This is a genomic window from Bradyrhizobium sp. NBAIM18 (assembly GCF_020193825.1).
GTDB classification, from domain to species: Bacteria; Pseudomonadota; Alphaproteobacteria; order Rhizobiales; family Xanthobacteraceae; genus Bradyrhizobium; species Bradyrhizobium yuanmingense.
In genome coordinates this window covers 227,868-250,487 of record NZ_JADYVO010000003.1, presented here as the reverse complement: position 1 = coordinate 250,487, position 22,620 = coordinate 227,868, and the positions used below count along the sequence as shown (strand labels likewise).

Sequence of the window (22,620 nt, the reverse complement as noted above, 5' to 3'; positions counted from 1 at the left end):
TTCCGCCCGCTGCATGTTGCGGTGGGCGAGCGATGGCTGTTGCCCGAATGCGGGCGGTCGAAGAGCCTGGAGAGCTGAAAGCCAGCGCAGGCTCATGCAGCCGCACAACGTCAATACAGGATCAGGAGGAAAACATGACTGTCTCGAAGCTCGGACGCATCAGCCGCCGTTCGCTATTGGTGGGGGCGAGCGCCGTACCTCTCTGCGCGATTCTGACCCGTCCAGCGTCTGCCGCCGAGTTCGTCTACAAGTTCGCAACCGGACAGGACCCGACCCATCCGGTGAACGTCCGCGCGCAAGAGGCGATCGACCGCATCCGCGAAGCAACCAGCGGCCGGCTGGAGATCAGGCTGTTCCCGGCCAATCAGCTCGGGTCCGACACCGAGCTGCTGACCCAGGTTCGCAGCGGCGGCGTCGAGTTCTTCAATCAATCCTCCTCGATCCTCGCCACTCTGGTGCCGAGCGCGGGCATCGTGAACACCGGGTTCGCGTTCACCGACTACGACAGCGTGTGGAAGGCGATGGACGGCGACCTCGGCACCTACATCCGGGCGCTGATCGCCAAGACACCGATCATGGCGGTTTCGAAGGCCTGGGACAACGGCTTCCGCCAGGTGACCTCGTCCGGCCGCGAGGTGCGCACCCCGGATGATCTGAAGAATTTCCAGATCCGCGTTCCGCCCGCGCCGCTGCTCACTTCGCTCTTCAAGGCGCTCGGCGCCGGCCCGACGCCGATCAACTTCAACGAGGTCTATTCCGCGCTGCAAACCAAGGTCGTCGATGGCCAGGAGAATCCGTTGCCCATCATCGCGACCGCGCGCCTCTATGAGGTGCAGAGCACGTGCAGTCTAACGGGGCACGTCTGGGATGGCTACTGGATCCTCGGCAACAAGCGCGCCTTCGAGCGCCTGCCCAAGGACGTGCAGGAGATCGTGACGCGCGAGCTCGACCGCTCCGCCGTCGATCAGCGTGCCGACATCGCGAAGCTCAGCCAGTCGCTGCGCAACGATCTCTCGGCCAAGGGCCTCAAATTCATCGACGTCGATCGCGCCGCCTTCCGCCAGGCCCTGTCCAAGACCAGCTTCTACGCAGACTGGAAGGGCAAATTCGGCGAGGAAGCATGGTCGCAGCTCGAAAAAGCCGCGGGCCAGCTATCATGACCAGCGTGAGCCATCCGCCCCCCGTCCATGCCGGTGTGGCGGCCAGCGCCCCGCAGGCAGGCCGGCGCAGTTGGGTGATAACGGCGAACACGGTGCTTGGTCATGTCGTGGCGGTTCCGGCAGCACTGCTCGTGCTGGCGGAGATCGCTGTGCTGTCTGCCGGCATCGTGGGGCGATACGTGTTCCGCTCGCCGATCATCTGGTCCGACGAGCTTGCCGGCATTCTCTTCCTCTGGCTCGCCATGTTCGGTTCCGTGATCGCGTTCCAGCGCGGTGAACACATGCGGATGACGGCTATCGTTGGCGTTCTCAGTGCGGAGCATCGCGCGTTCCTAGATGTCGTCGCGGCCGCAGCATCGCTGGCATTTCTTGCGCTCGTTGTCTGGCCGGCCTACGAATTCGCGGCCGACGAAGCCTTTGTGACGACGCCGGCGCTTGAGATCGTCAACAGCTGGCGTGCGGCAGCATTGCCGGTTGGGATCGGACTGATGCTGATCGCAGCGGTCCTCCGACTCATCCGCATCGCGAGCCTGCGCAGCTTGCTAGCTTCGGTCGCAATGGTCACAGGCATCATCGGGGCGTTCGTTCTGCTCGCTCCCGTTTTGAAGCCGCTAGGCAATCTGAATCTCTTGATCTTCTTCGTGTTCGTGGTTGGCGCGATGGTCTTCGCAGCCGTCCCAATCGCGTTCGCATTCGGCCTCGCCACGGTCGGCTATCTCGCCCTGACGACCAGTACGCCTGACGTGGTGGTGATCGGACGGATGGACGAGGGCATGAGCCACCTGATCCTGCTCGCCGTGCCGCTCTTCGTCTTTCTTGGCCTCCTGATCGAGATGACGGGCATGGCGCGCGCCATGGTCGGCTTCCTGGCGAGCCTGCTGGGCCACGTGCGTGGCGGACTGCACTACGTGCTGGTGGGAGCGATGTATCTGGTCTCGGGCATTTCTGGGTCCAAAGCGGCCGACATGGCTGCGGTGGCTCCGGTCCTGTTTCCCGAGATGCGGCAGCGCGGGGCCAAGCCGGGCGACCTCGTTGCGCTTCTGGCGGCAACCGGCGCGCAGACCGAAACGATCCCGCCCTCGCTGGTCCTGATCACGATCGGCTCGGTGACCGGCGTGTCGATCTCGGCGCTCTTCACTGGCGGGTTGCTCCCGGGCGTGGTGCTCGCGGTCATGCTCGCGGCCGTGGTCTGGTGGCGATACCGCCGCGAAGACCTGTCTCACGTCAAACGGGCTACCGGCCGGCAAATCGGGCGGGCCTTTGTGATCGCGATACCTGCTATCGCACTGCCGTTCGTGATCCGCACGGCGGTCGTCGAGGGCGTTGCGACGGCAACGGAAGTCTCGACGATCGGCATCCTGTATTCGGTCTGCGCGGGTCTGTTCATCTACCGCCAGTTCGACTGGCGTCGCATCTATCCGATGCTGGTCGAGACAGCCTCCCTATCAGGGGCGATTCTGCTTATCATCGGCGCGGCGACAGGCATGGCCTGGGCGCTGACTCAGTCGGGATTTTCCGCATCTCTGGCAAAGTTCATGACCAGCCTTCCCGGAGGTGTTCCCGTCTTCCTGGCCGTGACGATCGTGACCTTCGTGATCCTCGGCAGTGTTCTGGAGGGAATTCCGGCGATCGTCTTATTCGGTCCGTTGCTGTTCCCGATCGCGCGGCAGGTCGGAGTAAACGACGTCCACTACGCGATGGTCGTCGTTCTCGCCATGGGCATCGGCCTGTTCGCGCCGCCGTTCGGCGTCGGTTATTACGCGGCCTGCGCCATCAGCCGCATAAATCCGGACGAGGGCATGAAGCCGATCGTGGGCTATATGATCGCGCTCCTGATCGGCACGCTGATTGTTGCCGCCGTGCCCTGGCTATCGATCGGCTTCCTTTGATAACGGGCGAGGCGCCCTCGCGGAAAACATCGCGCGGGCATCCCGTCAGGCGAATTTCGGCAAATGCAACGGCAGGCCGTCACAGGGCATATCGATCTCCTCGACCTGGCCCTTGCCGACCTCCGTCACCCGTAGCTTTCTGCCCTCGAGCGTAAAGGCGCAATTCGTCGGCTGGGCTCCATCCAGGACCAGACGATCGGCGACCTCACCCCGCCGGTCGAGCACCGTAACGTTCTTCTGGTTGTAGACCGTGCAATAGAGCCGGCCGTCCGTTCCGAAGGCCATCCCGTCCGGCCCTTTGAAGTCCGGATTGGAATCCGGCTGCAGGACGTTTCCGAAGACGACGCGTTTTGGCGCTGCCTCGCCGAGCACGTCATATCGATAGATCTCGCCGGTGAAGGACGCGTTGGCGTAGAGGTGGTTGTCGGGGCCGAAGGCAATGCCGTTGGTGAAGCGGATCTTGCGATCGAGCACGCGGAGCATCTTCATGGCTGCCGGATCGATCTCATACACACGGCCGTCCCAGTCGAAGTCCATATAACCGTCGACGAAGGCCTGGCCGTTGATGAAATCCTCGGCGGCCATTCCGGAGTCGGTCATGTACAGCAATCCGTTCGGACCAAAGCAGAGGTCGTTCGGAAACAGAAAGCGCTCCGCGCCTTTGCCCTGCATGCGCCGGATCTCGTTTCCGCCCTCGTCGATGCAGATCAGGGCCCGCAAACCAGCTTCCGCGATCCAGATGCGGCCGTGGCCATCCGTCGTCAGTCCATTCGGACGGCCACCCGTCGTTCGGATCACGCGGCGATTGCCGCGAGGATCGAGCCGCGTGACGCAAAGGGTCGAGGCGGACATCTCCGTGACATACATCGAGCCGTCGGGCAGGCACACCGGACCCTCCGGCGCGCCAATTCCCGTTGCAAACAGTCTCGACGCCATTCATCCCTCCCGTTCTCGAATGTTGCTCTCGTTATGCGATGACCAGGCCGCTGGTCGGATCGATCAGCACCACGCGATTGAGGTCGATGGCGAGGTCGACCTGCTCGCCATGGCTGCTGACGTCGTGGGCCTGCAGCTCGGCAACCGCATCGACGCCGCCGATCTTGATGGTGGTGAAGGTGCGTGTTCCCGTCGGCTGAATGAGATCGGCAGTGGCCGAATAGGAGACCGCGCCTTCGCGCAACGGCCCGCCGGCCCGACTGAAGTGCTGGGGCCGAATGCCGACGAGAATCTCTCGCCTATCCATACTGGCCAGCGGCCTCGCCTTCGCGCTCGGAAGCGTCAGTTCACCGCCGGACTGAAACACCACTGCGGCGTCGCGGCCGTTTGTCTTGAGGGTCGCGGGGATGAGGTTGATCGAGGGAGAGCCGAGAAAGCCGGCAACGAACCCCGTGCGCGGCTGCTCGAACAGCTCGAGCGGAGCGCCTTGCTGCTCGATCTGTCCCTCGCGCAGCAACACGATGCGGTCGGCCAGCGTCATCGCCTCGACCTGGTCATGGGTAACGTAGATCATGGTCGTCGTGATCTCGTGATGTAGGCGCTTGATCTCGGTGCGCATCTCGTCACGCAACTGAGCGTCGAGATTCGAGAGCGGCTCGTCGAACAGGAACAGGTCGGCCTTGCGGACGATGGCGCGGCCGATGGCGACGCGCTGACGCTGTCCTCCGGAGAGCTGCCGCGGATAGCGCTGGAGGAGATTGCCGATGCCGAGCATCTCGGCGGCTTCACCGACCCGCTTCCTGATCTCGATCTCGGGAGTCTTGCGCGCGCGCAGACCGAAGGCGATGTTCTCGCTGACGGTCAGATAAGGGTAGAGCGCATAGTTCTGAAACACCATCGCAATATTGCGCTCGCGCGGGCGCAGATCGTTGACCACCGCGCCGCCGATGGTGATCGTTCCACCATCCGGATCCTCGAGGCCGGCGATGGTTCGCAACAGAGTACTCTTGCCACAGCCGGACGGCCCCACCAGCACGGCGAATTCGCCATCGGCGATGGTGAGATCAACTCCCCTGACTGCATGCACGTTGCCGTAATATTTGTGTACTCCGGACAGCTTGACGTCAGCCACTCCGCTCTCCCTAACCCTTGACTGCGCCCAGCGAGATGCCGCGCACGAGATAGCGCTGCATCACCGAGACCGCGACGAAGATCGGCAACGTCCCCAGGACCGACATCGCCGCGATCTTCGCCCAGAAATTCGATTGGCCGCCGAAATAGTGCGTCAGCATGACCGGAAAGGTGATGACCTCGGTGCGCGTGAGCACGAGTGCGAACAGAAAGTCGTTCCAGGCGAACACGAAGGTGAAGACCGACGTCGCCATGAGGCCGGGGCGAACCATCGGGAAGACGACCTTCCAGATCACCTCCCATCGATTGAGGCCGTCGACGAGAGCGCTTTCCTCGAGCTCCAGCGGCACGTCGACGATGTAGCCGCGCATCATCCAGATCACGTAGGGAAGATTGAAGGCCGTGTAGAGCAGGATCAGCCCGAAATAGCTGTCGACGAGGCCGAAATACACGTAGATCAGGAAGATCGGGAAGACGACCGCAATCGGTGGGATCATGCGCTGGGAGATGATCCACATCGCGAGGTTCTCGCCGCCGGTGCCGAACCTGGCGAGGCTGTAGGCGCAGAGCGTCCCGAGAACGATTGCTATGCCGGAGCTGACGCCGGCGACGATCAGGCTGTTCAGGATCGCCAGGACGTCGCCATCTTTGAACAAGACGTAATAGTTTGAGAACTGGATCTGTCCGGGAATCCACAAGGGCGGGACGTGATAGATCTCGTCCGCTGTCTTGAACGAAATCATGAACAGCCAGTAAACTGGAAACAGGAACAGCAGGGTCACGACGCAGGCGCCGAGATAGCGGACGGCGAGAATACGGGTTTTTCTGGCCGGAAGCCTGCCGATCCTCATCGCGCAAGCTCCATGCGCTTGAGGACCAGGGTCGTGATCAGCGTCAGCAACGCAATCACCAGGAAGGAAATCGCGGCCGTGTAGCTGATCTCGAATTGCGAGAAGCCCTGCACATAGGTGTAGAGCGAAATGGTCTCGGTCATCGAGCCCGGCCCGCCTTCGGTGAGGGCCCAGATGATGTCGAAGATGCGAACCAGATCGAGGCCGCGGATCAGGCAGGCGACGGCGATCACTGGCGCGATCGCCGGCAGAACGATCGCGCGAAGTACCCGCAGGTACGATGCCCCATCGATCTCGGCAGCCTCGAGCTGCGACTGGTCCACGTTCGACAGCGCGGCGAGCAGCAGCAGGAACATGAACGGCGACCACTGCCAGACCTCGCAGATGATGATCGCCGGATAGACGAAGGCGGGATTGACGGTCCAAAGGATCCGCACTTGCTCGCCGGCGAAGAAACTCAGAATCTGGCCAATCGGTCCGAAGCGGACGTCGAACATCAGACGCCAGGTCGCGCCCGCGACGATCGGAGAGATCACCGTCGGAAGCACCAGCAGCGCGACGAAGATCTGTCGACCTGGCATGCGGTCGATGAAAAGCTGTGCCATCAGGAAACCGATCAGCAACTCGAGGGGGAGGGCGATCGCCGTGATGATGGCGGTATGACCGAGCGAGGCCCAGAGGCGGGTATCCGTGAACAGCTCCGCATAGTTCAACAAGCCGACAAAGGAGGTGTCGTTCTCGGTCATCGTGATGCGCTGGAAGCTCACGATCAGCGAGTAGACCAGGGGAAACAGGCCGACTAGGAGGAGGATCAGAATGGCCGGCGCGACGATGAGATAGGGCAGGCGGTCCTCGAGCATGCGCCCGAAGCGGCTGGGGTGGCGCTGCTCGGCAGCGTTGAGACTTGCGGAAAGTGTCATCATCAGTCCGGAAAACGGCACCGCACGGGAGGGCGATGCCTCTCGTGCGGTATCCAGTCAGTTATTGCGGGTAGGCGCCGGGCTTTGCGGCCCAGACCTTGTAGACGGCTTTCTGGTTCTCGATGCCGACCTTCGCGGTGATCGCGTCGAATTGTTGTGCCATGCGATCGAGAATGGCCTTGGGATCTTCGCCCGCCCACAGGCTCGAGATCGCCTTGGTCATCGCCTCGTCGTACTTGTCCTGTTGCAGCAGTGAGAGATCGAGCAGGCCCTTCTCGCCCGAGGTCTTGATGGTGTCGAGATAGGCGGCAGCATCAGGCCAGAGCCCGCGGTATTTTTCGCTCGCGTAGTGGGAGAGGCGGAACGGATCGCGCAGCGTATAGGGGAGCTGGACGCGCGCGAGGCTGGTCTTCTTGCTGTTCAGCCACTGGATGAAGAGATACGCGGCCTCCTTGTTCTTGCTGGTGGCCGACACCGACAAGTCGAAGCCGACGCCGAGCTCGGGACGGCCGAGAGGCGTGAGCGCATAGCCGACCTTGCCGGCGACCTGCGATTTTGGCACCCACTTCAGTGCTTCCTCGCCCGAGCCATAGCCCGCGGCCCAGCGGCCGTAGGGCGGCCAGGAGATCGTCATGGCAGTCGTGCCCTGAAGGAATGCGGCGAGATTGTCGACGAAATTCCACTGCTCCACGCCGGGCGGCATGAACTTGTTTTCCGCCAGCATCTGCTTGAACACCTTGAGGCCGACGTCGCCATTCACCGCGGCCTTCATGGTGTCCGCGTTGAAGAACTTGCCACCTTCCATGCGGAAGCGTTCCTGGAACATGTATTGCGGATAGGGCGCGGTACGGAAGAAGCCCGCGCCGTAGACTTTCGGCGCCATTTTGTCGGTGATGAACTGGCCGATTTCGCCGAATTGTTTCCAGTCCTTTGGCGGCGCGAGCTCGTAGGCGAACTTGGCCTTGAACTCGTCCTTCATCTTCGGATCCTCGAAGATGTCCTTCCGGTAGTAGAGCAGCATCACGTCGCCGTCGTCCGGAAAGCCGTAGATCTTCCCGTTATACTGCATCTGGTTGTCCCGATAGGCGGCCGCGATGTCCTGCAGCTCGTCGCGGTAGCCGAACTTGTCGACATACTTGTCGAGGGGCTCGAGCGCCCCGGCGCGTGCAAGATCCGGCATCCAAGATGGGATGACGTTCAGCGCGTCGTACGCTCCGGCGCCCGATTTGAAATCCTGCATGATCTTGGTGAACATCTGGTCGGTCGGCACTTCGACCACCTTCACCTTGATGCCGGTGAGCTTCTCCCATTGCGGCCCGGAATAGTTCAGCGGGTCCAGAGACTGAAGACCGGCCTCCCAGACGATGCTGATCGTTGTACCCGCGTACTTCTTCGCGGCTTCCACCGCTGTGTCGGCTGCATCCTTGTCGGCAGCCGGCGCTGAACCTGCAGCCAGCGCTAGCAGAGCGGCCGCGCCGAGAAACGTCCTGAACTTCATCCCTTCCTCCTCCTCTCTTGGACGTCCGGAGTCCGGCAGAGCCGGCTCCGGAGCGTTTCTCACGTGATCCCTGCCCGGTTAGCCAGCCGCCGGCGTGAACGGACGCTGTCGGCGGCGACCTGCCGAGAGAAACAAATTCATCTATGTCGAGGATTTGCGGTGCAGGCGCATCGCGGGTCCGGGCTTGTTGCCCGCAACCTGAATGGACGCCAGTTGGCGTTGTAGAAGCACGGATCCTCCCCAAAACGCTTGAGAGCGTTGACTTTGGGGCTAGTCTGCGTCGAGGCGGAACTGGCCGACAAATGAGAACTTTGCAAGCATCGGTGAACCGCAGTCACCTATCTGCTGAGGTCTCTCGGAAGCAAAGCGAGCCAATCATGCGGTTGCTAGATCGGGCAGGAGAACAGGCTCACAGGACTGTCCAGACGCAATGCTCGCGCAAGCTCGCGCCGGTGCAATCGTGGCGGAACAGGCCGCGCTTCAGGACAGTGGTCGCGGGCGCGGCGCCATTTCCGAGTCTAGGATCAGTCGGCCGTCGAGACGGCCATCCAACCGCTTCACGTATTCCGAAGCTTCCTCCATATGCGCCTTCATGAGCGCGCGCACGCGCTCGCTGTCGCGTGCACGGGCGGCCTTGGCGATCTCCGTGTGAATCTTGACGTTGGCGCATCCAAATCGCGTGTGCTCTTCCGGAGGCGTCTGGGTGCTGAAGACAACCAGCCGACGCAGCATCTCGTTGATCAGCTCGCATGCGAAGCGCAGGAAGGGATTGGGGTTTGCTGCAGCCAGGATGTCGTGAAAGTCGAGATCGGCCTGGCGTTGACGAACGAGAAGGGACGGGTCCTGCGAGGCCGGCTGGCATGTTTCAATGTTCTGCTCGAGCGCGTCGAGCTGCTCGTCCGACAGAAATGGCACCGAGCCGGCAGCCAGTTCCGGCTCCAGCAAGCGCCGGGCCGCATAGATGTCCTCCATGCTGACCTCTTTGAAGAACAGGTAGTTCTGCAACAGCTGAAAGGTGCGCTCGAGCGGGACCTCCATGATCGTCGCCCCGCCGGTCGGGCCGGTGCTGATGGTGATCAGTCCCTGCACCTCGAGGGACTTGAGCGCCTCGCGGATCGTGCTCTTGCTGACCGAAAACAGCCGCTGAAGCTCTTTCTCCATCGGAAGCTTGTCGCCCGGACGGAGATTCTTCTGGGTGATCAGCTGCTTGATCTCTTCGGTAACGAGGTCGGCGCGCTTTTGAATTTTCAGCCGGCCCCCCGGCCGCGGCAATTTTTCTAACTCCATCGTCATTCCCGAATTCTCCAAAGCTACCAATGAGTTCCAAGGTTGGTTCTGGCGGAACTAGGCGTGTGGCCAGAGAAAGACCCGACTCATTGATTGACACTTTTCTCATAATAGGCATATTCATGCAAATCCGGTTTATCATGATAAATAGAATAGACCGGTCGGATGAGGGGAGCGAGCATGTCGATCGGGCAGAACATCCCGGAAATCTGGGCGGCGATTCACACCCCCTTCGACGCCTCCGGTGCCATCGACGAGGCCGGAGTCCGCCGGAACGTCCGCCACTACATCGCAACCGGATTGGCGGGCGTGTTCTGCAATGGGCTGATCGGCGAAGTCTGGTCGCTCACGCTGCAGGAGAGAAAGCGTGTCATAGAGGTCATTGCGGACGAGGCGGGGGGGCGCCTTGGGATTTCCGTGGTGATCTCGGGTCCCTCGGTGGAAGAAACCATCGATCTCGGCGAGCACGCGCGCCGGCTTGGCGTCAGCCACGCTGTGCTCATGGTCCCAACCTCCGGGCCGCGATCCCCTGCGCAGCAGTTCGCGTATCTGCACCACATCTGTGTCCGGTTGGAGATGCCGATCGTCATCTTTAACGCGCGAACCGCCGCGGGCAGTCCATTGGATCCCGGCGTTTTCACGCAGCTCTGCTCGCTATCCAATCTCAAGCTCCTGAAGACGACAGGCAATGTAGCCGAGAACGCGGCGCTTCGGCAGGCTGCGCGAAACGGCGTGCTGGTGTCGGACCCGCTGGAAGAGAACTTCTTCGCCAACATGCAGACCGAGGGTCAGTCGATCCTCTATGCCGACCCCGAGCCTTACCTCTATCAACGCGGCGAGTTTCGCCCGATCGCGGAATACGTGGCTCTGTTGGCGGTTGGACGAACGGAAGAAGCAGCACGCATCTGTGCTTCACTCGCGCCGCAGCGGATCACCTTCAACAAATGGATCATGGACCCGCTGAAGCGCGGTCACATGCCGAACGCAGCGGTCAAGCATTGGTGCGATCTGATCGGCCTTGCCGGCGGCGCCGTGCGCTCGCCAGTCACGCCGCTGTCCGCTGCTGAAAGACGGGAGCTTGAAGCCGATCTCATCGCATGTGGTGCGCCCGGCCTGCTGTCTGCTGCCGAACGAATTTCGTCGTGACGTGCTGATTGCAATCTTCAACGGAGAGGAACATGACTTTGAAGCCTGTCGACCGTCGCTCGGTGCTCCAGATGCTGGCCGCTGCCGGCTCCGCACCATTCGTTCTCAAGAGTAGCGTTGCTCTTGCGGAGACGCCGCTCACCGTCGGAGTTCTGTACTCCGGCTCCAAGCAGGATTACGGCTTCAACCAGTCCCACGCACAGGCCGCCGCGGCGCTCAAGAAACAGCCTGGTATCAAGCTGGTCGAGGAGGAGCGCGTTCCGGAAACGATTGCGGCCCAGCGCAGCATGGAAGGCATGATCCGTCAGGACGGCGCTCAACTCATCCTGGCGACGTCCTTTGGCTACTTCAAGCCGCACGTTCTGGAGATGGCGGCCAAGTATCCGGACGTCACCTTCGCTCACACCGGCGGCGTGTGGACGGCTGGCATGCCCGAGAACATCGGCACGTTCTACGCCTACATCTTCGAGGCGCAGTACATTTCGGGAATCGTCGCCGGCCACATGACGAAGAGCAAGAAGCTCGGCCTCGTCGCTGCGAAGCCGACGCCCAATCTTCTGCGCAGCATCAACGCGTTCGCGATTGGCGCGCGCTCGGTCGATCCGGCCATTCAGGTGCAGGTCATCTTCACTGGTGACTGGGTGCTTCCTGTGCGTGAGGCGGAAGCGACGAACACGTTGGTCGACCAGGGGGCCGACGTCATCGCCGCCCAGGTCGATAGCCCGAAGGTCGTGATCGAGACGGCGGAGAAGCGCGGCGTCATGTCATGCGGCTACCACTCGAGTCAGGCGGATGTCGCTCCCAACGGCTACCTCACCGGGGCCGAGTGGAACTGGATCACGCCCTACCTCGTCTATGCCGGCAGCGTGCGTGCCGGCAAGAAGCCGGAGCACTATCTCCGTGCCGGGCTTGGCGATCATTTCGTCAAGAACAGCCCGTTCGGGAAACTCGTTACGCCTGAGGCGCGCGCAGCGGCCGAGACGGCGCGGGCAGACCTCATCGGCGGCACGCGCGTGATCTACAGTGGCCCGCTCAAGGACAACAAGGGCAACGTCGTCATCCCTGCCGGAACTACGCAGAGCAGCAACGACCGTGTGCTGGATGGCATCAATTATCTCGTCGAAGGCATCATTGGCCAAGTCTAGGAGGCGCCCTTGTCTTCGATCTCCGGAATCGAACCCGGGCCATCGAGTCCGCCAGTAACCGCAGCCCAACTCGGTTTGGGCTTGCCTGTGCTGGCGGTGCTGCTTGCGTCGGCCATCTTCGCGGCGTTCGTCGCCTTGTACGGACAGAACCCCGTCACGGTGTTCGGTCTGATCGTCCAGGGCGGCTTCGGCAGTAGCTTCGCCTGGCAGGATACCTTGTCGCGCGCCGCTCCTCTTGTCCTCGTGGGACTCGCCGTTGCGATCCCCGCCCAAGCGGGGCTGGTGATCATCGGCGGCGAGGGAGCCTTGGTGCTGGGCGGGCTCGCGGGTGCCGTTGTGACGTTGCCGTTCGCGGGGGCGCACGCGCTTCCCATGCAGCTCCTGATGTCGCTGGCCGGCGCCTTGATTGGAGGACTCTGGTTCGGTCTGGCGGGCGTGCTCCGCCAGTATCGCGGCCTCAACGAAACGATATCGAGTCTGCTGCTGTCCTATATCGGGATCGCAATCTTTCATCATCTGACGGAAGGTCTGCTCCGCGACCCGGCAAGCCTCGACAAGCCATCCACCCACCCGATCGATCCCTCCTACATGCTGCCGGTGATGCCCGGTGTTGGCGTTCACGCGGGGCTTGCGGCAAGTCTCTCGCTGGCCGTCATCGCCCACGTCGTGCTCCGCTACACGCGTTGGGGTTTTGCGCTGCGGGTGGTCGGTGGAAGTGCCCGAGTCGCGAAGATGATGGGCCTCGCCGTTAACCGCTGGATCATCGGTGCCTCGGTCGTGGCAGGCGGCATGGCGGGAATTGCCGGCGCCATCGAGGTGGCGGCCGTGCAGGGGACGGCCAACTCCTCGCTCATCGTCGGCTACGGCTATAGCGGAATCCTCGTCGCATTCCTGGCGCGGCACCAGCCGCTTGCGATTGTCGCTGTCGCGCTGTTGATCGGCGGCATGCAGGCGAGCGCCAGCCTGCTGCAACGACGTCTTGGACTGCCGGATGCGACAATGCTGGTGTTTCAGGGGCTGATCTTCGTCTGCGTCCTCGTCGCGGATGCAATTGCGCAACAACTCCGAGAAACGACGCGGAGGTAAAGGCATGGACGGTACATCAATCGGCTGGCTTGCGCTGCCGCTCGCGATCCTGGGTGGGGCGATCCGTGTGTCGACACCCTTCATTTTCGTGAGCATCGGTGAGCTGATCACCGAGAAATCGGGCCGTATCAATTTGGGCCTCGAGGGCACTCTGATGCTCGGTGCCATGGCGGGGTACGCGATCTCTTACCTCTCCGGCTCGCCCTGGCTCGGCGTGCTTTCGGCCGGACTTGCCGGAATGGCATTCGGGCTGCTGCATGGCCTTTTGTGCAGTGTGAAGCGCGTCAATGACACCGCGATCGGCATCAGCCTGATCGTGCTAGGGACGGGCCTCGCGTTCTTCCTGGGCAAACCCTTGATCGAGCCCAAAGCGCCGCCGCTTCCCTCGATTGGACTCGGATTTTGGTCGACCGTACCGCAGGTGCGAGCTGCGCTGGACGTCAACGCACTGTTCTTCGTCGGAATTGCACTGGCTTTTGCGGTCTACCTTTTCCTGAACAGGACCGGCTGGGGGCTGATGCTGCGTACGGTGGGAGATAGCGAGGATGCCGCACGCGCGCTTGGCTTTCCCGTACTGCGGGTACGAATCATCGCGACCATGGCGGGCGGCTTTCTCGCCGGCATCGGCGGCAGCTTCCTGTCGCTTTCGTATCCGGGAAGCTGGAGCGAAGGCCTGTCGAGTGGCCAAGGCATCATGGCCGTCGCGCTCGTCATCTTTGCGCGCTGGCGTTCGGTCAACGCGCTGGGCGCATCGCTGCTGTTCGGCGGGGCGGGCGCTCTCGGTCCTGCGCTCCAGGGCATTGGCGTGACCGGCTATTACTACCTGTTCAATGCAGCCCCCTACATCCTGACGCTGGCGATCATGGTTGCCTCGACGTCGCGCGCCGCTCCGTTCGCCGATGCGCCGGGCGAACTCAAGCTGCACCGGTGAGAAGCGCCGTGACGGGAATTCATCCTGGGAGGATAGTCCGATGACCGCTCCGCAAGTCGAGCTCAGGAACATGACGAAGCGTTTCGGAGCGAATCTCGCTTTGAACAACGTGTCGCTACTGATCCGCTCGGGCACCGTCCATGCGCTGCTAGGGGAGAACGGCGCCGGCAAGAGCACGTTGGTCAAATGCCTCGTGGGCTTTTATCATCCGGACGAGGGTCACATCCAGGTGGATGGGCGCGAGCACCGGCTAAACTCGCCGAAGGATGCCGATGCGCTCGGCATCGGCATGGTGTATCAGCATTTCACTCTCGTGCCGTCGATGACGGTGGCGCAGAATCTCGTCGTCAGCGGTGCGAGATTGCCGGCCTATATCAACTGGCAAAGCGAGCTGAGGCGGCTGGCCGAAGTCACCAAGAAGCTTCCGTTTCACGTGCCACTCGATGTACGCGTCTCGCAGCTCTCTGCGGGCGAGAAGCAGAAGGCCGAGATCGTTAAACAGCTCTATCTCGGGCGCAAGCTACTCATCCTGGACGAACCGACGTCGGTGCTGACGCCGGCAGAAGCCGATGAAGTGCTCGGCCATGTTCGCAGCCTGACACGGACGGGCGTACTCAGCGCCATCCTGATTAGCCACAAGTTCCATGAAGTGCGCCGATTCGCCGACGACGTGACGGTATTGCGTCGAGGCGCGTCGGTGAGAACGGGCGCCGTCGCCGATTTGACGGACGACGCTCTGGCAGAAGCTATGATCGGAGAGCCCGTCAGCAAGATAGTGCAGCACGCGCCGAAATCGCCGCCGAGGTCCGATATTATCCTCTCCATCAGCGACCTCCGCGTGAACGGCGACAATGGTCTTCCCGCTGTGAAAGATCTCTCGCTCGAGGTGCGGGCAGGGGAGATTGTCGGGATTGCCGGGGTATCCGGAAATGGACAGTTGGAGTTGGTCGAGGCCCTGATGGGGCAGCGGGATCGAAGCGGTACGATGACCGTGTCCGGCTCGCCGTTCAACGGTACGCGAAGGGAAATCGCCCGCCTCGGCGTCTATGGACTGCCGCAAGAGCCCCTGAAGAACGCCTGCATCGACCGCATGTCGCTGGCCGAGAACCTTGCCCTGCGTAATTTCGATCGGGTGCCGCTCTGCCGTGGTATCGCAATGAACTACGGCGCGCTCGCCCAGCAGGCCGAGAGGCTGGTCGCTCAATTTCGTGTCAAGGCGCCTAGCCTGACCGCAAGCATGAGCACGCTGTCCGGTGGCAACGTGCAACGGGCCGTACTGGCGCGGGAGCTCACGCAGGACGTTCGCCTGCTGGTCGCGTCCAATCCAACGTTCGGGCTTGATTTCGTTGCGTGCGAAGAAACGTACCGCCGGATCCTCGAGGCGCGGAATCGCGGAACCGCAGTGCTACTCATCTCGGAGGATCTCGACGAGTTGCTTGGCTTGGTCGACAGGGTCCTCGTCATGAGCGCGGGTCGCATAGTCCATGAAGTGTCAGCCGAAGGCGCCGACAAGCGCGTGATCGGCAAATACATGGCGGGAATGAAAGCGGCCTGACTCGAGGGCGCGCATCTGACCAAAATCAACAGGGAGACGTTCGTGGTCACGCAGATCAATCATTTCATCGATGGCAAGCAGGTCCCGAGCGGCACTGAACGCAGTTTGCCCGTCTTCAACCCGGCAACGGGTGAGCAGACGGGCCGTGTTGTGGCCGCCAACGCGGCCGTGGTGGCGGACGCGGTATCCGCCGCGAAGAGGGCGGCGCAGGGTTGGGCCGACACGACGCCTCTTCGGCGTGCACGCGTCCTCAATCGCTTTCTGCGGATCGTCGAGGATCGCGCAGATCAGCTTGCCGACGTAATCGTCTCCGAGCACGGCAAGGTTCACTCTGACGCTCTCGGGGAAGTTCAGCGCGGAATGGAGGTGGTCGAGTTTGCCACGGCCGCTCCGCAGCTCCTCAAGGGCGAACTCACCGAGAATGTCGGTACCCGCGTCGACAGCTATTCTACTCGCCAGCCGCTCGGTGTTGTCGCCGGAATCACGCCTTTCAATTTCCCGGTCATGGTTCCGATGTGGATGTTCCCGGTGGCTCTCGCCTGCGGAAATGCGTTCATTCTGAAGCCATCTGAGCGCGACCCATCGGCGTCGCTCATCATGGCGGAGTGGCTGAAGGAAGCCGGTCTGCCGGACGGTGTGTTCAACGTGGTGCAAGGCGACAAGGAAGCTGTCGATGCGCTGCTGCATCACCCAGATATTTCGGCGATCAGCTTCGTGGGCTCCACGCCTATCGCGCAGTACATCTATTCGACGGCCGCGAACACCGGGAAGCGCTGCCAGGCGCTGGGTGGCGCCAAGAACCACATGATCGTGATGCCCGATGCCGACATGGATCAGGCGGTGGATGCGTTGATGGGGGCCGCCTACGGTTCCGCCGGCGAACGCTGCATGGCGATCTCGGTTGCCGTGCCGATCGGCGAGGGGACGGCGGATAAGCTGATCTCTGCGCTCGAACCCAAGGTCCGAGGCCTGAAGGTCGGGCCGGGTACCGACCGCGAAGCGGAGATGGGGCCTCTCGTCACGAGGCAGCACCTGGAGAAGGTAAGGAGCTATATCGATGCCGGTGTCGCCGAGGGTGCAAAGTTGCTGGTCGACGGACGCAAGTTCAGGATGCAGGGCTATGAGAATGGTTTCTTCGTGGGCGGTACCCTGTTCGACCATGTCAAGCCGAACATGAAGATCTACAAGGAAGAGATCTTCGGACCGGTGCTGTCAGTCCTTCGAGCGCCGGACTACACGACAGCCGCGCGCATGATCAATGAACACGAATTCGGCAATGGCACCGCCATCTTCACACGTGATGGTGATGCCGCGCGTGAATTCGCCCATCAGATTAAGGTCGGAATGGTCGGCATCAACGTTCCGATTCCGGTGCCGATGGCCTTTCACTCCTTCGGTGGATGGAAAGCATCGATCTTCGGCGACCACCACATGCACGGCCCTGAAGGCGTCCGCTTCAATACGCGAGTGAAGACCGTGACCAGCCGCTGGCCGACAGGAATACGAGCAGGTGCTGAATTTGTCATGCCAACCATGTCATGACGGCGTCTCGAAGCTGCATGTTTCTCTTTCTCCCAAACTGCGAGGGCCCTCGGCCCTCGTTTCTTTTTCGGGCCATTTCATTGGCCGCAGTCTTAGAGAAATGATCGAGTCTGCGCAGACAGTTGTGCAAGCGCAGTGCGGACAGGAGTGCGATTGTTCTCCAGATTGCTTGCTCGCTCGAATATGGCGAAGCTGAAGTTTCGGTACCGGCGCGATATCGCATTGTACAACCTAGGGAATTGGCGCACCCGACACCGGTTCGAACGTGTGACCTTGCGTTCGGAGCGCAACGGTCGGCCGACGCGCGACGCGCCCGGTGCCTTCCGAATAGAAGCTGCGCAGCCAGTGGAGATAGTCTCCGCGATTGCGGCTGGCTACACGAACGTGACGACAAACATGCGCCACGGGAAACGCGATTCCACTGGCTCGAACCCCTGACACATAAGCCATAGCGGCGCGCAGCCCCGAACACTGGAAAAAAAGGAGCGGGAATGACTGTTACATCGAGAAATATCAACAGCTTAGATGGTGCCCCAAGTACGGCCTGCACCTGCCGCTTCATCGTCAGGGCGACGTCTACCAGCGTGAAGGCATCGATCTCGACGTATCGACGCTCGCGGACTGGGTAGGTGCCTCCGCGGTAACCCTGATGCCTCTGGTCGACGCGATCCGGAGCCATGTCTTCGCAGCCGAGCGCATCCACGCGGACGACAGTGTGCTGCAGGAGCACACGGAAAGGATGATCGAAATAATCTGAAAATCTGTCTGCACAAGCTGTGGCAGCGATGAGGGTAGGCCCCTCGGGATCGACTTTCAGGAGTAGGTCCCAAATCACTTCAAGCGGCTTCGCTTAAGAGGCGCGGTCGTGAGCGTTGACCCGAACCGGCCGGCTCTGACCTACGTGCGCGACGAACGTCCGTTTGCCGGCCCAGACCCGCCGGCGGCAATGTTCTTCTACTCGCCCGACCGTGGCGGTGCGCATCCGGAGCAGCATCTGGCAGGCTATGCCGGACTGATGCAGGCCGACGCCTACGCCGGCTTTGGCAGGCTCTACGAGGCCAATCGCAAGGGCGGCCCGACCATCGAGGCCGCGTGCTGGGCGCACGGCAGACGCAAGTTCTTTGGTCTCGCGCGGCTCGGCAAGGCGCCGATCGCGGCCGAGGCGGTCAAGCGCATCGATGTTCCGTTCGCCATCAAGCGCGAAAATCAATGGTTTTACTGCGCAGGAGCGTTTGCGTGTGCGCCAGGAGCGTAGCCGGCCCCTGATCGTCGAGCTGGAGTCGTGGTTGCGCGAGCAGCGCGCCAAGCTCTCCAGGAACAACGATACGACCAAAGCGATCAATTACTGTCTCAACCGCTTGGATGCATTTGGCCGCTTCCTTGATGACGGACGGCTTTGCATGACGAACAATGCTACTGAGCGTGAGCTACGGGCGGTCGCCGTGGGGCGAAAAAATTGGACCTTCGCCGGGTCCGATGAGGGCGGCCGGCGTGTGGCTGCCATCTACAGTCTCATCGCCACCGCCAAATTCAATGACATCGACCCGCAGGCTTGGCTTGCCGATGTGCTGGCGCGCCTGCCGGATCACCCTACCAAGCGCATTGACGAACTGCTGCCTTGGAAGTGGCAGCCTCAAAGCGTCGCTCACGCCGCTTAAGTGCGATCAGCCTTCCGCCAAAAACGACCTAGCCGGGGGCCGTCGCCGGATGCGTACCCATGATGCCACCGCCCCGCTTTCAAGCTTACGCTCAAGCTTTGCAAGATCATCGCTCACGGTTGGGAAGTGCGCACAACGACACACGAACCCGCAACGTGAGAAAGTAGCATTGCTCGCGCTCTTACGTAAGAGTTTACGATCGAGCCAAATGCGGTAGGGTCAGTTCACCTTTACCCGCCGCAACCGAGAGGTTCAATTTCTCGGCGGCAGCGCCGAGCACCGGCACGGAAACGGCACTCTCCCGCGCTAGGCGCACAGCACACTCAATATCCTTTGCAGAATTCGCAATAGAGATTGCCAATACATCTGGTTTCTCACCCAGCAGAAAGGCCGCGAAAGCTTGGAATATCCCGCTGTTTGTGGAGCCGCGTCCGACCAAAGAGCGGAGGGTTACAAGATCCATCTCAAGACTATTAGCAAATTGGCAGACCTCGGCGGCGACCGCAGCTATGCCCATAGTCATGCTGTTGTAAACAAGCTTGAGCTTGTGGCCGTCTCCAACATCTCCAGCATGCATAACGGTCTCGCAAAATGCAGCGAGAATGCGTTCAACGATAGGAAAGAGCTTTGGATCCGAGCCAACCATCGCGTTGAGAAGGCCGAGTTCCGCTTGTTCGGGGCTCCGTGTTACCGGTGCATCAATAAAGCTGAGACCTAGCTTTTCGGCTGTTTTGGCCAATGCAATCGTCGAAGCAGGGTAAGAGGTCGTGCAATCGATTATCAAACCGCCTTGGGACATATGGACAAACAGTCCATCTTGCTCCAGGCACACCGCCTCAACTTCACGGCTGGATGGTAAGGACAAAATGACGACGCCTACATGCTGCGCCAACTCAGCGATCGAAGTATGTTCGCGGGCCCCTGCACGAGTTAGACGATCAGCACCACACCGGTTCTTGTTGGCTTTGATATAGAGCTCGCATTGGCGACGTAATAGGCTGATGCCTATACCTGTTCCCATGCGCCCAGCTCCGATTAGGCCTATGCTCTGCTTGATCGTATTGGGAGACGCGTATGCTGATGATCCCTTGCTCATGATTTAGCATTCCGAAAAAAGCCATGCCTTTGTAGGATGGGCAATAGCTCGTGATGGTTGTTGATGGTGTAATCTGGACGCGCGGCTTCCAGGCGCGCCGCCGAAACAAATCCACCTGTAATGGATATGCTTGTCAGACCGAGATTGCGCGCAATATCAGTCTCGACGGGCATATCGCCGATGATGAAGGTTGAGGACGGATTCAGGTTGTACCTGTGCATATAAAGGCGAAGCCGCTCTCCTTTGCTCATCGATTTGTACTGCGTGGCGCGGCTTTCAAAGGCGAGCACATCGGTGATGTAGTTATCAACTCCAAGTCTCCTCAGCTGGGATTGTAGAGGCACGACTATATGGTTGCTAACGATGATGAGTAGAGCGGATTCCCGGCGCGCTAACTCGAACACTCTGCGCGCCCCCTCACGTAAATCGGCTTTTTCCGCAAGAGGCTCGTATGTGTCGTGGAACAGTGCGCCCTCGTCACGCTCTACTGCCGCAATCTCCTCCTGCGACATTCCAAGGCTACGAAAGAGACGAGAGAGGGGGACATCACAATGCTCTCGAAAGGTGTCTATATCGATGCGCGGATGACCAAAATGGCCCAAAATTACATTGGTCGTTTCGAGCAGCGCGTACGTGTCATCGAGCAGTGTTCCGTTCCAGTCAAATACGAGGGCGGGTTTCATGATCCTGACCCCAGACAAGGATTAACAGGAAGAGCGGCCAGCAACGCCTCCAAGCTTCTGTCCGCGCGCTGCCGTCCAGCGGGGGTCGGCATCTCGAACGTGAAGGGTGACAAATCGATTCCCTCTAGCCTGTCGGCCAGTATGGATACTAGGGCGCGGAAGGGCAGATAAGTTATTGTCGCTGCTTGGATCGCTGTCGCAATGTTGCTTTCAATGGTTCTGAGGACTGGCAAGTCCATCCTGTGGAAGCGAAGGCACTGGGCGCGCAGTTCAGGCGGCAGTCGCTTCAATGCCTGCCAGAATGCGAGCTCATCTAGCGTTTCAATACCCATGCCGTAGTAGTTTGGAGCAACTATAGGTGGCGAACCGATCGCCCAATGTACGGCTCTGGCTCCGGCGGCAAGGAGCATTGTTGTGACGGCTTGGCTGGTATCGCCTCGAATGAGTGCCTCGTCGACGACTACTATGGTCCGTCTAGCGACGGCAGGTTCCGACACCCGATACTTCTGAGCGATACGAGCTTGCCGGCCCCTGGGTCTGCCGAGGAGCGTTCGCTCCAGAAAGTGCGTTGCCACTACGTCATCACGCTCGGCGAGCACGCCCTGTTCGGCGAGAGAGTCAAACAGACCATCGGCGTACGGCCCCCCAGTATTTGGCATGGAGGACACGATTGGCGGCGTCACGAGTGGCTCTGCTTGAACTCGCTCGGCAACGATTCTCCCCAAGGCGAGCCCGATGTTGTAACGGGTATGAAGATGTGAATGGCCCTCGACCGACGTGTTCGGACTTCCCAAATAAAGAGTTTCGTAGGCGCAGAGTTTGGCCCTATATCGTCGGCTGTTCAGGGCATGGTCAACGCTGTCGCCCGTCTTCGCGTCCACACGCTGTATGCTCCCAGGCAAGAGCTGCTGGGTCTTACCTTTCAAGCCGGCGAAGGCACAATTTTCAGAGGCAAAGAGCAAAAATCCGTTGTCCGTGCGCATAGTCTCCAATGGTCGCAAACCACTTCGACTGCGGTATGCAACAAGATTTCCGTCCCTATCTATCAAGAGCGCGCTGATGGCGCCGTCGACACGATCATCAATTTCGCGAAAGATGGCCTCGTAGTTTGCGGGTAAACCGTGGCGCCAGTAGTCTCGTTCACAAAAGCGTTCAATCCACTTTAGCAAGAGATCGGAGTCTGTGTTGGCGTCTGTCAGTTGCTCGTGCGCCAATAATTCGTCCCTTAGTTCATCAGCATTGACAAAAGCACCATCCAGAGAAATTGCAAAATAGCCGCTGGTGCCTGTACCGGCGGGAATTGGCTGCATATCGCCATCACCTCCAGATCCACAGGATCTGCTACGGATCTGCGCGATTGCAACATGAGGCCGAAAGCGCGGATCTTGTTCGATGCAGTCAATGCGTACTGAATTATCGGCCGATTGAAATGCCCTTCCATATCGGATCCCACGCTCTTGCATGAAAGCAGCGACTACGACACCTGCTTGCCCACGCAGTGCAAGTGTCGGAATCATTGTCTTCAACTGATTTACAACACGCGGCGATGGTTCGGTTGAAGAGCAGAGAAACGCACCGGCGACACCGGACATATAGTCACCCAATTTTTTAAGGAGCCGATCTGGCGGGTCGTTTCCATGCCTAATGTGCTTATGAAGCCGGGACTTCGCTTCATCCTTAAGCAAGCGTCGTACCATTGCTTCGCCACCTCGAGATCGCGAAGAATTGGGATAAGTGCCATCTTAGTCGGGCAACGATTACTATGGGTCGTTCAGGTCCAGACATTTTGTCGGAGATGGTACAAGGTCGTACGAAAAGCACGACGCAGGGCGGCGCCCTCCGGAGCCCAGAGACAAGGTCTGCCGCGAGCTCGGGTGCCAGGCAGTTTCCTCGGACATGTGCAAGCCGCCCGAGGCTTTCTGATTTGCCACTTGTGCGTTCGATTTTGCAGTGAGCCGAGGCGGTCTTCACGCAAGACCCAGGATCAAAAATGGGAGTCTCGACATCCCAGCAGGTCTTTAATGTCGGCGGCATTTCGTTTTTTTCGAGCAAGCATCGGCAGAGATGACGAGGAAAAGGTGCCGCCGTGTCTCGTCAACACCGAGC

The 22,620-nt window shown here is 60.7% G+C and carries 18 protein-coding genes and 1 pseudogene; 10 read left to right on the top strand and 9 right to left on the bottom strand.

The genetic code is table 11. The annotated features are described in order from the left end of the window. The first annotated feature begins 134 nt into the window (after positions 1-134). Together I6F17_RS08635 and I6F17_RS08630 are read left to right on the top strand one after the other, a co-directional pair. Positions 135-1,160, top strand: coding sequence for a TRAP transporter substrate-binding protein (locus I6F17_RS08635; RefSeq protein WP_225125202.1), 1,026 nt, complete (start codon positions 135-137; stop codon positions 1,158-1,160). Continuing rightward, positions 1,157-3,049: a TRAP transporter large permease subunit gene (locus I6F17_RS08630; protein WP_225125204.1), complete on the top strand. Its 1,893-nt coding sequence runs from the start codon at positions 1,157-1,159 to the stop codon at positions 3,047-3,049. Before I6F17_RS08635 ends, I6F17_RS08630 begins: the two co-directional genes overlap by 4 nt. Positions 3,050-3,094: 45 nt before the next feature. On the opposite strand, the gene I6F17_RS08625 is transcribed toward I6F17_RS08630, so the two are convergent. The 6 genes from I6F17_RS08625 to I6F17_RS08600 all read right to left on the bottom strand — a co-directional run bounded on the left by I6F17_RS08625 (position 3,095) and on the right by I6F17_RS08600 (position 9,672). After that, entirely contained in the window at positions 3,095-3,985 is an 891-nt protein-coding gene (locus tag I6F17_RS08625; protein WP_225125206.1) for an SMP-30/gluconolactonase/LRE family protein, read from the bottom strand. A gap of 31 nt (positions 3,986-4,016) precedes the next feature. After that, positions 4,017-5,117: an ABC transporter ATP-binding protein gene (locus I6F17_RS08620; protein ID WP_036008379.1), complete on the bottom strand. Its 1,101-nt coding sequence runs from the start codon at positions 5,115-5,117 to the stop codon at positions 4,017-4,019. Between the two features lie 10 nt (positions 5,118-5,127). Continuing rightward, the gene (locus I6F17_RS08615) at positions 5,128-5,967 is read right to left on the bottom strand and encodes a carbohydrate ABC transporter permease (RefSeq protein ID WP_225125208.1); all 840 of its coding nucleotides are present in this window, start codon (positions 5,965-5,967) and stop codon (positions 5,128-5,130) included. Continuing rightward, positions 5,964-6,890 (bottom strand): sugar ABC transporter permease, encoded by a 927-nt coding sequence (locus I6F17_RS08610; RefSeq protein ID WP_036008377.1) that lies wholly within the window; start codon positions 6,888-6,890, stop codon positions 5,964-5,966. The genes I6F17_RS08615 and I6F17_RS08610 overlap by 4 nt, the downstream gene beginning before the upstream one ends. 58 nt (positions 6,891-6,948) lie before the next feature. After that, entirely contained in the window at positions 6,949-8,385 is a 1,437-nt protein-coding gene (locus I6F17_RS08605) for a sugar ABC transporter substrate-binding protein (protein WP_036008375.1), read from the bottom strand. Positions 8,386-8,865: 480 nt separating this feature from the next. Then, entirely contained in the window at positions 8,866-9,672 is an 807-nt protein-coding gene (locus tag I6F17_RS08600; protein ID WP_225190424.1) for an FCD domain-containing protein, read from the bottom strand. Between the two features lie 180 nt (positions 9,673-9,852). On the opposite strand from I6F17_RS08600, the gene I6F17_RS08595 reads away from it, so the two are divergent. The 8 genes and pseudogenes from I6F17_RS08595 to I6F17_RS08560 all read left to right on the top strand — a co-directional run. Beyond that, entirely contained in the window at positions 9,853-10,818 is a 966-nt protein-coding gene (locus tag I6F17_RS08595) for a dihydrodipicolinate synthase family protein (protein WP_225125212.1), read from the top strand. Between the two features lie 32 nt (positions 10,819-10,850). Then, complete coding sequence (locus tag I6F17_RS08590; RefSeq protein WP_036008372.1) at positions 10,851-11,963, top strand: BMP family ABC transporter substrate-binding protein; 1,113 nt, start codon at positions 10,851-10,853, stop codon at positions 11,961-11,963. 9 nt (positions 11,964-11,972) lie between these two features. Further along, positions 11,973-13,049: an ABC transporter permease gene (locus tag I6F17_RS08585; protein WP_225125214.1), complete on the top strand. Its 1,077-nt coding sequence runs from the start codon at positions 11,973-11,975 to the stop codon at positions 13,047-13,049. Positions 13,050-13,053: 4 nt separating this feature from the next. Next, the gene (locus I6F17_RS08580) at positions 13,054-13,980 is read left to right on the top strand and encodes an ABC transporter permease (RefSeq protein WP_225125409.1); all 927 of its coding nucleotides are present in this window, start codon (positions 13,054-13,056) and stop codon (positions 13,978-13,980) included. A gap of 40 nt (positions 13,981-14,020) precedes the next feature. After that, positions 14,021-15,535, top strand: a complete 1,515-nt coding sequence (locus I6F17_RS08575) for an ABC transporter ATP-binding protein (RefSeq protein WP_225125216.1) — start codon at positions 14,021-14,023, stop codon at positions 15,533-15,535. A 42-nt stretch (positions 15,536-15,577) separates the two neighbouring features. Continuing rightward, a complete protein-coding gene (locus I6F17_RS08570) occupies positions 15,578-17,077 on the top strand; it encodes a CoA-acylating methylmalonate-semialdehyde dehydrogenase (protein WP_225125218.1) in 1,500 nt (499 codons plus the stop codon). 448 nt (positions 17,078-17,525) lie between these two features. Next, complete coding sequence (locus I6F17_RS08565; protein WP_346769961.1) at positions 17,526-17,834, top strand: transposase; 309 nt, start codon at positions 17,526-17,528, stop codon at positions 17,832-17,834. Positions 17,835-17,975: 141 nt separating this feature from the next. After that, positions 17,976-18,735 (top strand): annotated as a pseudogene (locus tag I6F17_RS08560) (IS66 family transposase); the annotation flags it as partial. A gap of 193 nt (positions 18,736-18,928) precedes the next feature. Here the strand turns inward: I6F17_RS08560 and I6F17_RS08555 are convergent. Genes I6F17_RS08555 through I6F17_RS08545 form a run of 3 tightly spaced genes read right to left on the bottom strand, consistent with a single transcriptional unit; the run spans position 18,929 to position 22,106 of the window. Continuing rightward, complete coding sequence (locus I6F17_RS08555) at positions 18,929-19,831, bottom strand: NAD(P)-dependent oxidoreductase (RefSeq protein WP_036008306.1); 903 nt, start codon at positions 19,829-19,831, stop codon at positions 18,929-18,931. Then, entirely contained in the window at positions 19,828-20,514 is a 687-nt protein-coding gene (locus I6F17_RS08550) for an HAD family hydrolase (RefSeq protein WP_225125220.1), read from the bottom strand. Before I6F17_RS08550 ends, I6F17_RS08555 begins: the two co-directional genes overlap by 4 nt. Next, entirely contained in the window at positions 20,511-22,106 is a 1,596-nt protein-coding gene (locus tag I6F17_RS08545) for a hypothetical protein (protein ID WP_225125222.1), read from the bottom strand. Before I6F17_RS08545 ends, I6F17_RS08550 begins: the two co-directional genes overlap by 4 nt. Positions 22,107-22,620: the final 514 nt, after the last annotated feature.

Excerpts from the sequence above, each read along its gene's own strand:
- I6F17_RS08635 (WP_225125202.1), top strand. The coding sequence starts at position 135 with ATGACTGTCTCGAAGCTCGGACGCATCAGCCGCCGTTCGCTATTGGTG.
- I6F17_RS08630 (WP_225125204.1), top strand. The coding sequence starts at position 1,157 with ATGACCAGCGTGAGCCATCCGCCCCCCGTCCATGCCGGTGTGGCGGCC.
- I6F17_RS08625 (WP_225125206.1), bottom strand. The coding sequence starts at position 3,985 with ATGGCGTCGAGACTGTTTGCAACGGGAATTGGCGCGCCGGAGGGTCCG.
- I6F17_RS08615 (WP_225125208.1), bottom strand. The coding sequence starts at position 5,967 with ATGAGGATCGGCAGGCTTCCGGCCAGAAAAACCCGTATTCTCGCCGTC.
- I6F17_RS08610 (WP_036008377.1), bottom strand. The coding sequence starts at position 6,890 with ATGATGACACTTTCCGCAAGTCTCAACGCTGCCGAGCAGCGCCACCCC.
- I6F17_RS08605 (WP_036008375.1), bottom strand. The coding sequence starts at position 8,385 with ATGAAGTTCAGGACGTTTCTCGGCGCGGCCGCTCTGCTAGCGCTGGCT.
- I6F17_RS08600 (WP_225190424.1), bottom strand. The coding sequence starts at position 9,672 with ATGGAGTTAGAAAAATTGCCGCGGCCGGGGGGCCGGCTGAAAATTCAA.
- I6F17_RS08595 (WP_225125212.1), top strand. The coding sequence starts at position 9,853 with ATGTCGATCGGGCAGAACATCCCGGAAATCTGGGCGGCGATTCACACC.
- I6F17_RS08590 (WP_036008372.1), top strand. The coding sequence starts at position 10,851 with ATGACTTTGAAGCCTGTCGACCGTCGCTCGGTGCTCCAGATGCTGGCC.
- I6F17_RS08580 (WP_225125409.1), top strand. The coding sequence starts at position 13,054 with ATGGACGGTACATCAATCGGCTGGCTTGCGCTGCCGCTCGCGATCCTG.
- I6F17_RS08575 (WP_225125216.1), top strand. The coding sequence starts at position 14,021 with ATGACCGCTCCGCAAGTCGAGCTCAGGAACATGACGAAGCGTTTCGGA.
- I6F17_RS08555 (WP_036008306.1), bottom strand. The coding sequence starts at position 19,831 with ATGAGCAAGGGATCATCAGCATACGCGTCTCCCAATACGATCAAGCAG.
- I6F17_RS08550 (WP_225125220.1), bottom strand. The coding sequence starts at position 20,514 with ATGAAACCCGCCCTCGTATTTGACTGGAACGGAACACTGCTCGATGAC.
- I6F17_RS08545 (WP_225125222.1), bottom strand. The coding sequence starts at position 22,106 with ATGTCCGGTGTCGCCGGTGCGTTTCTCTGCTCTTCAACCGAACCATCG.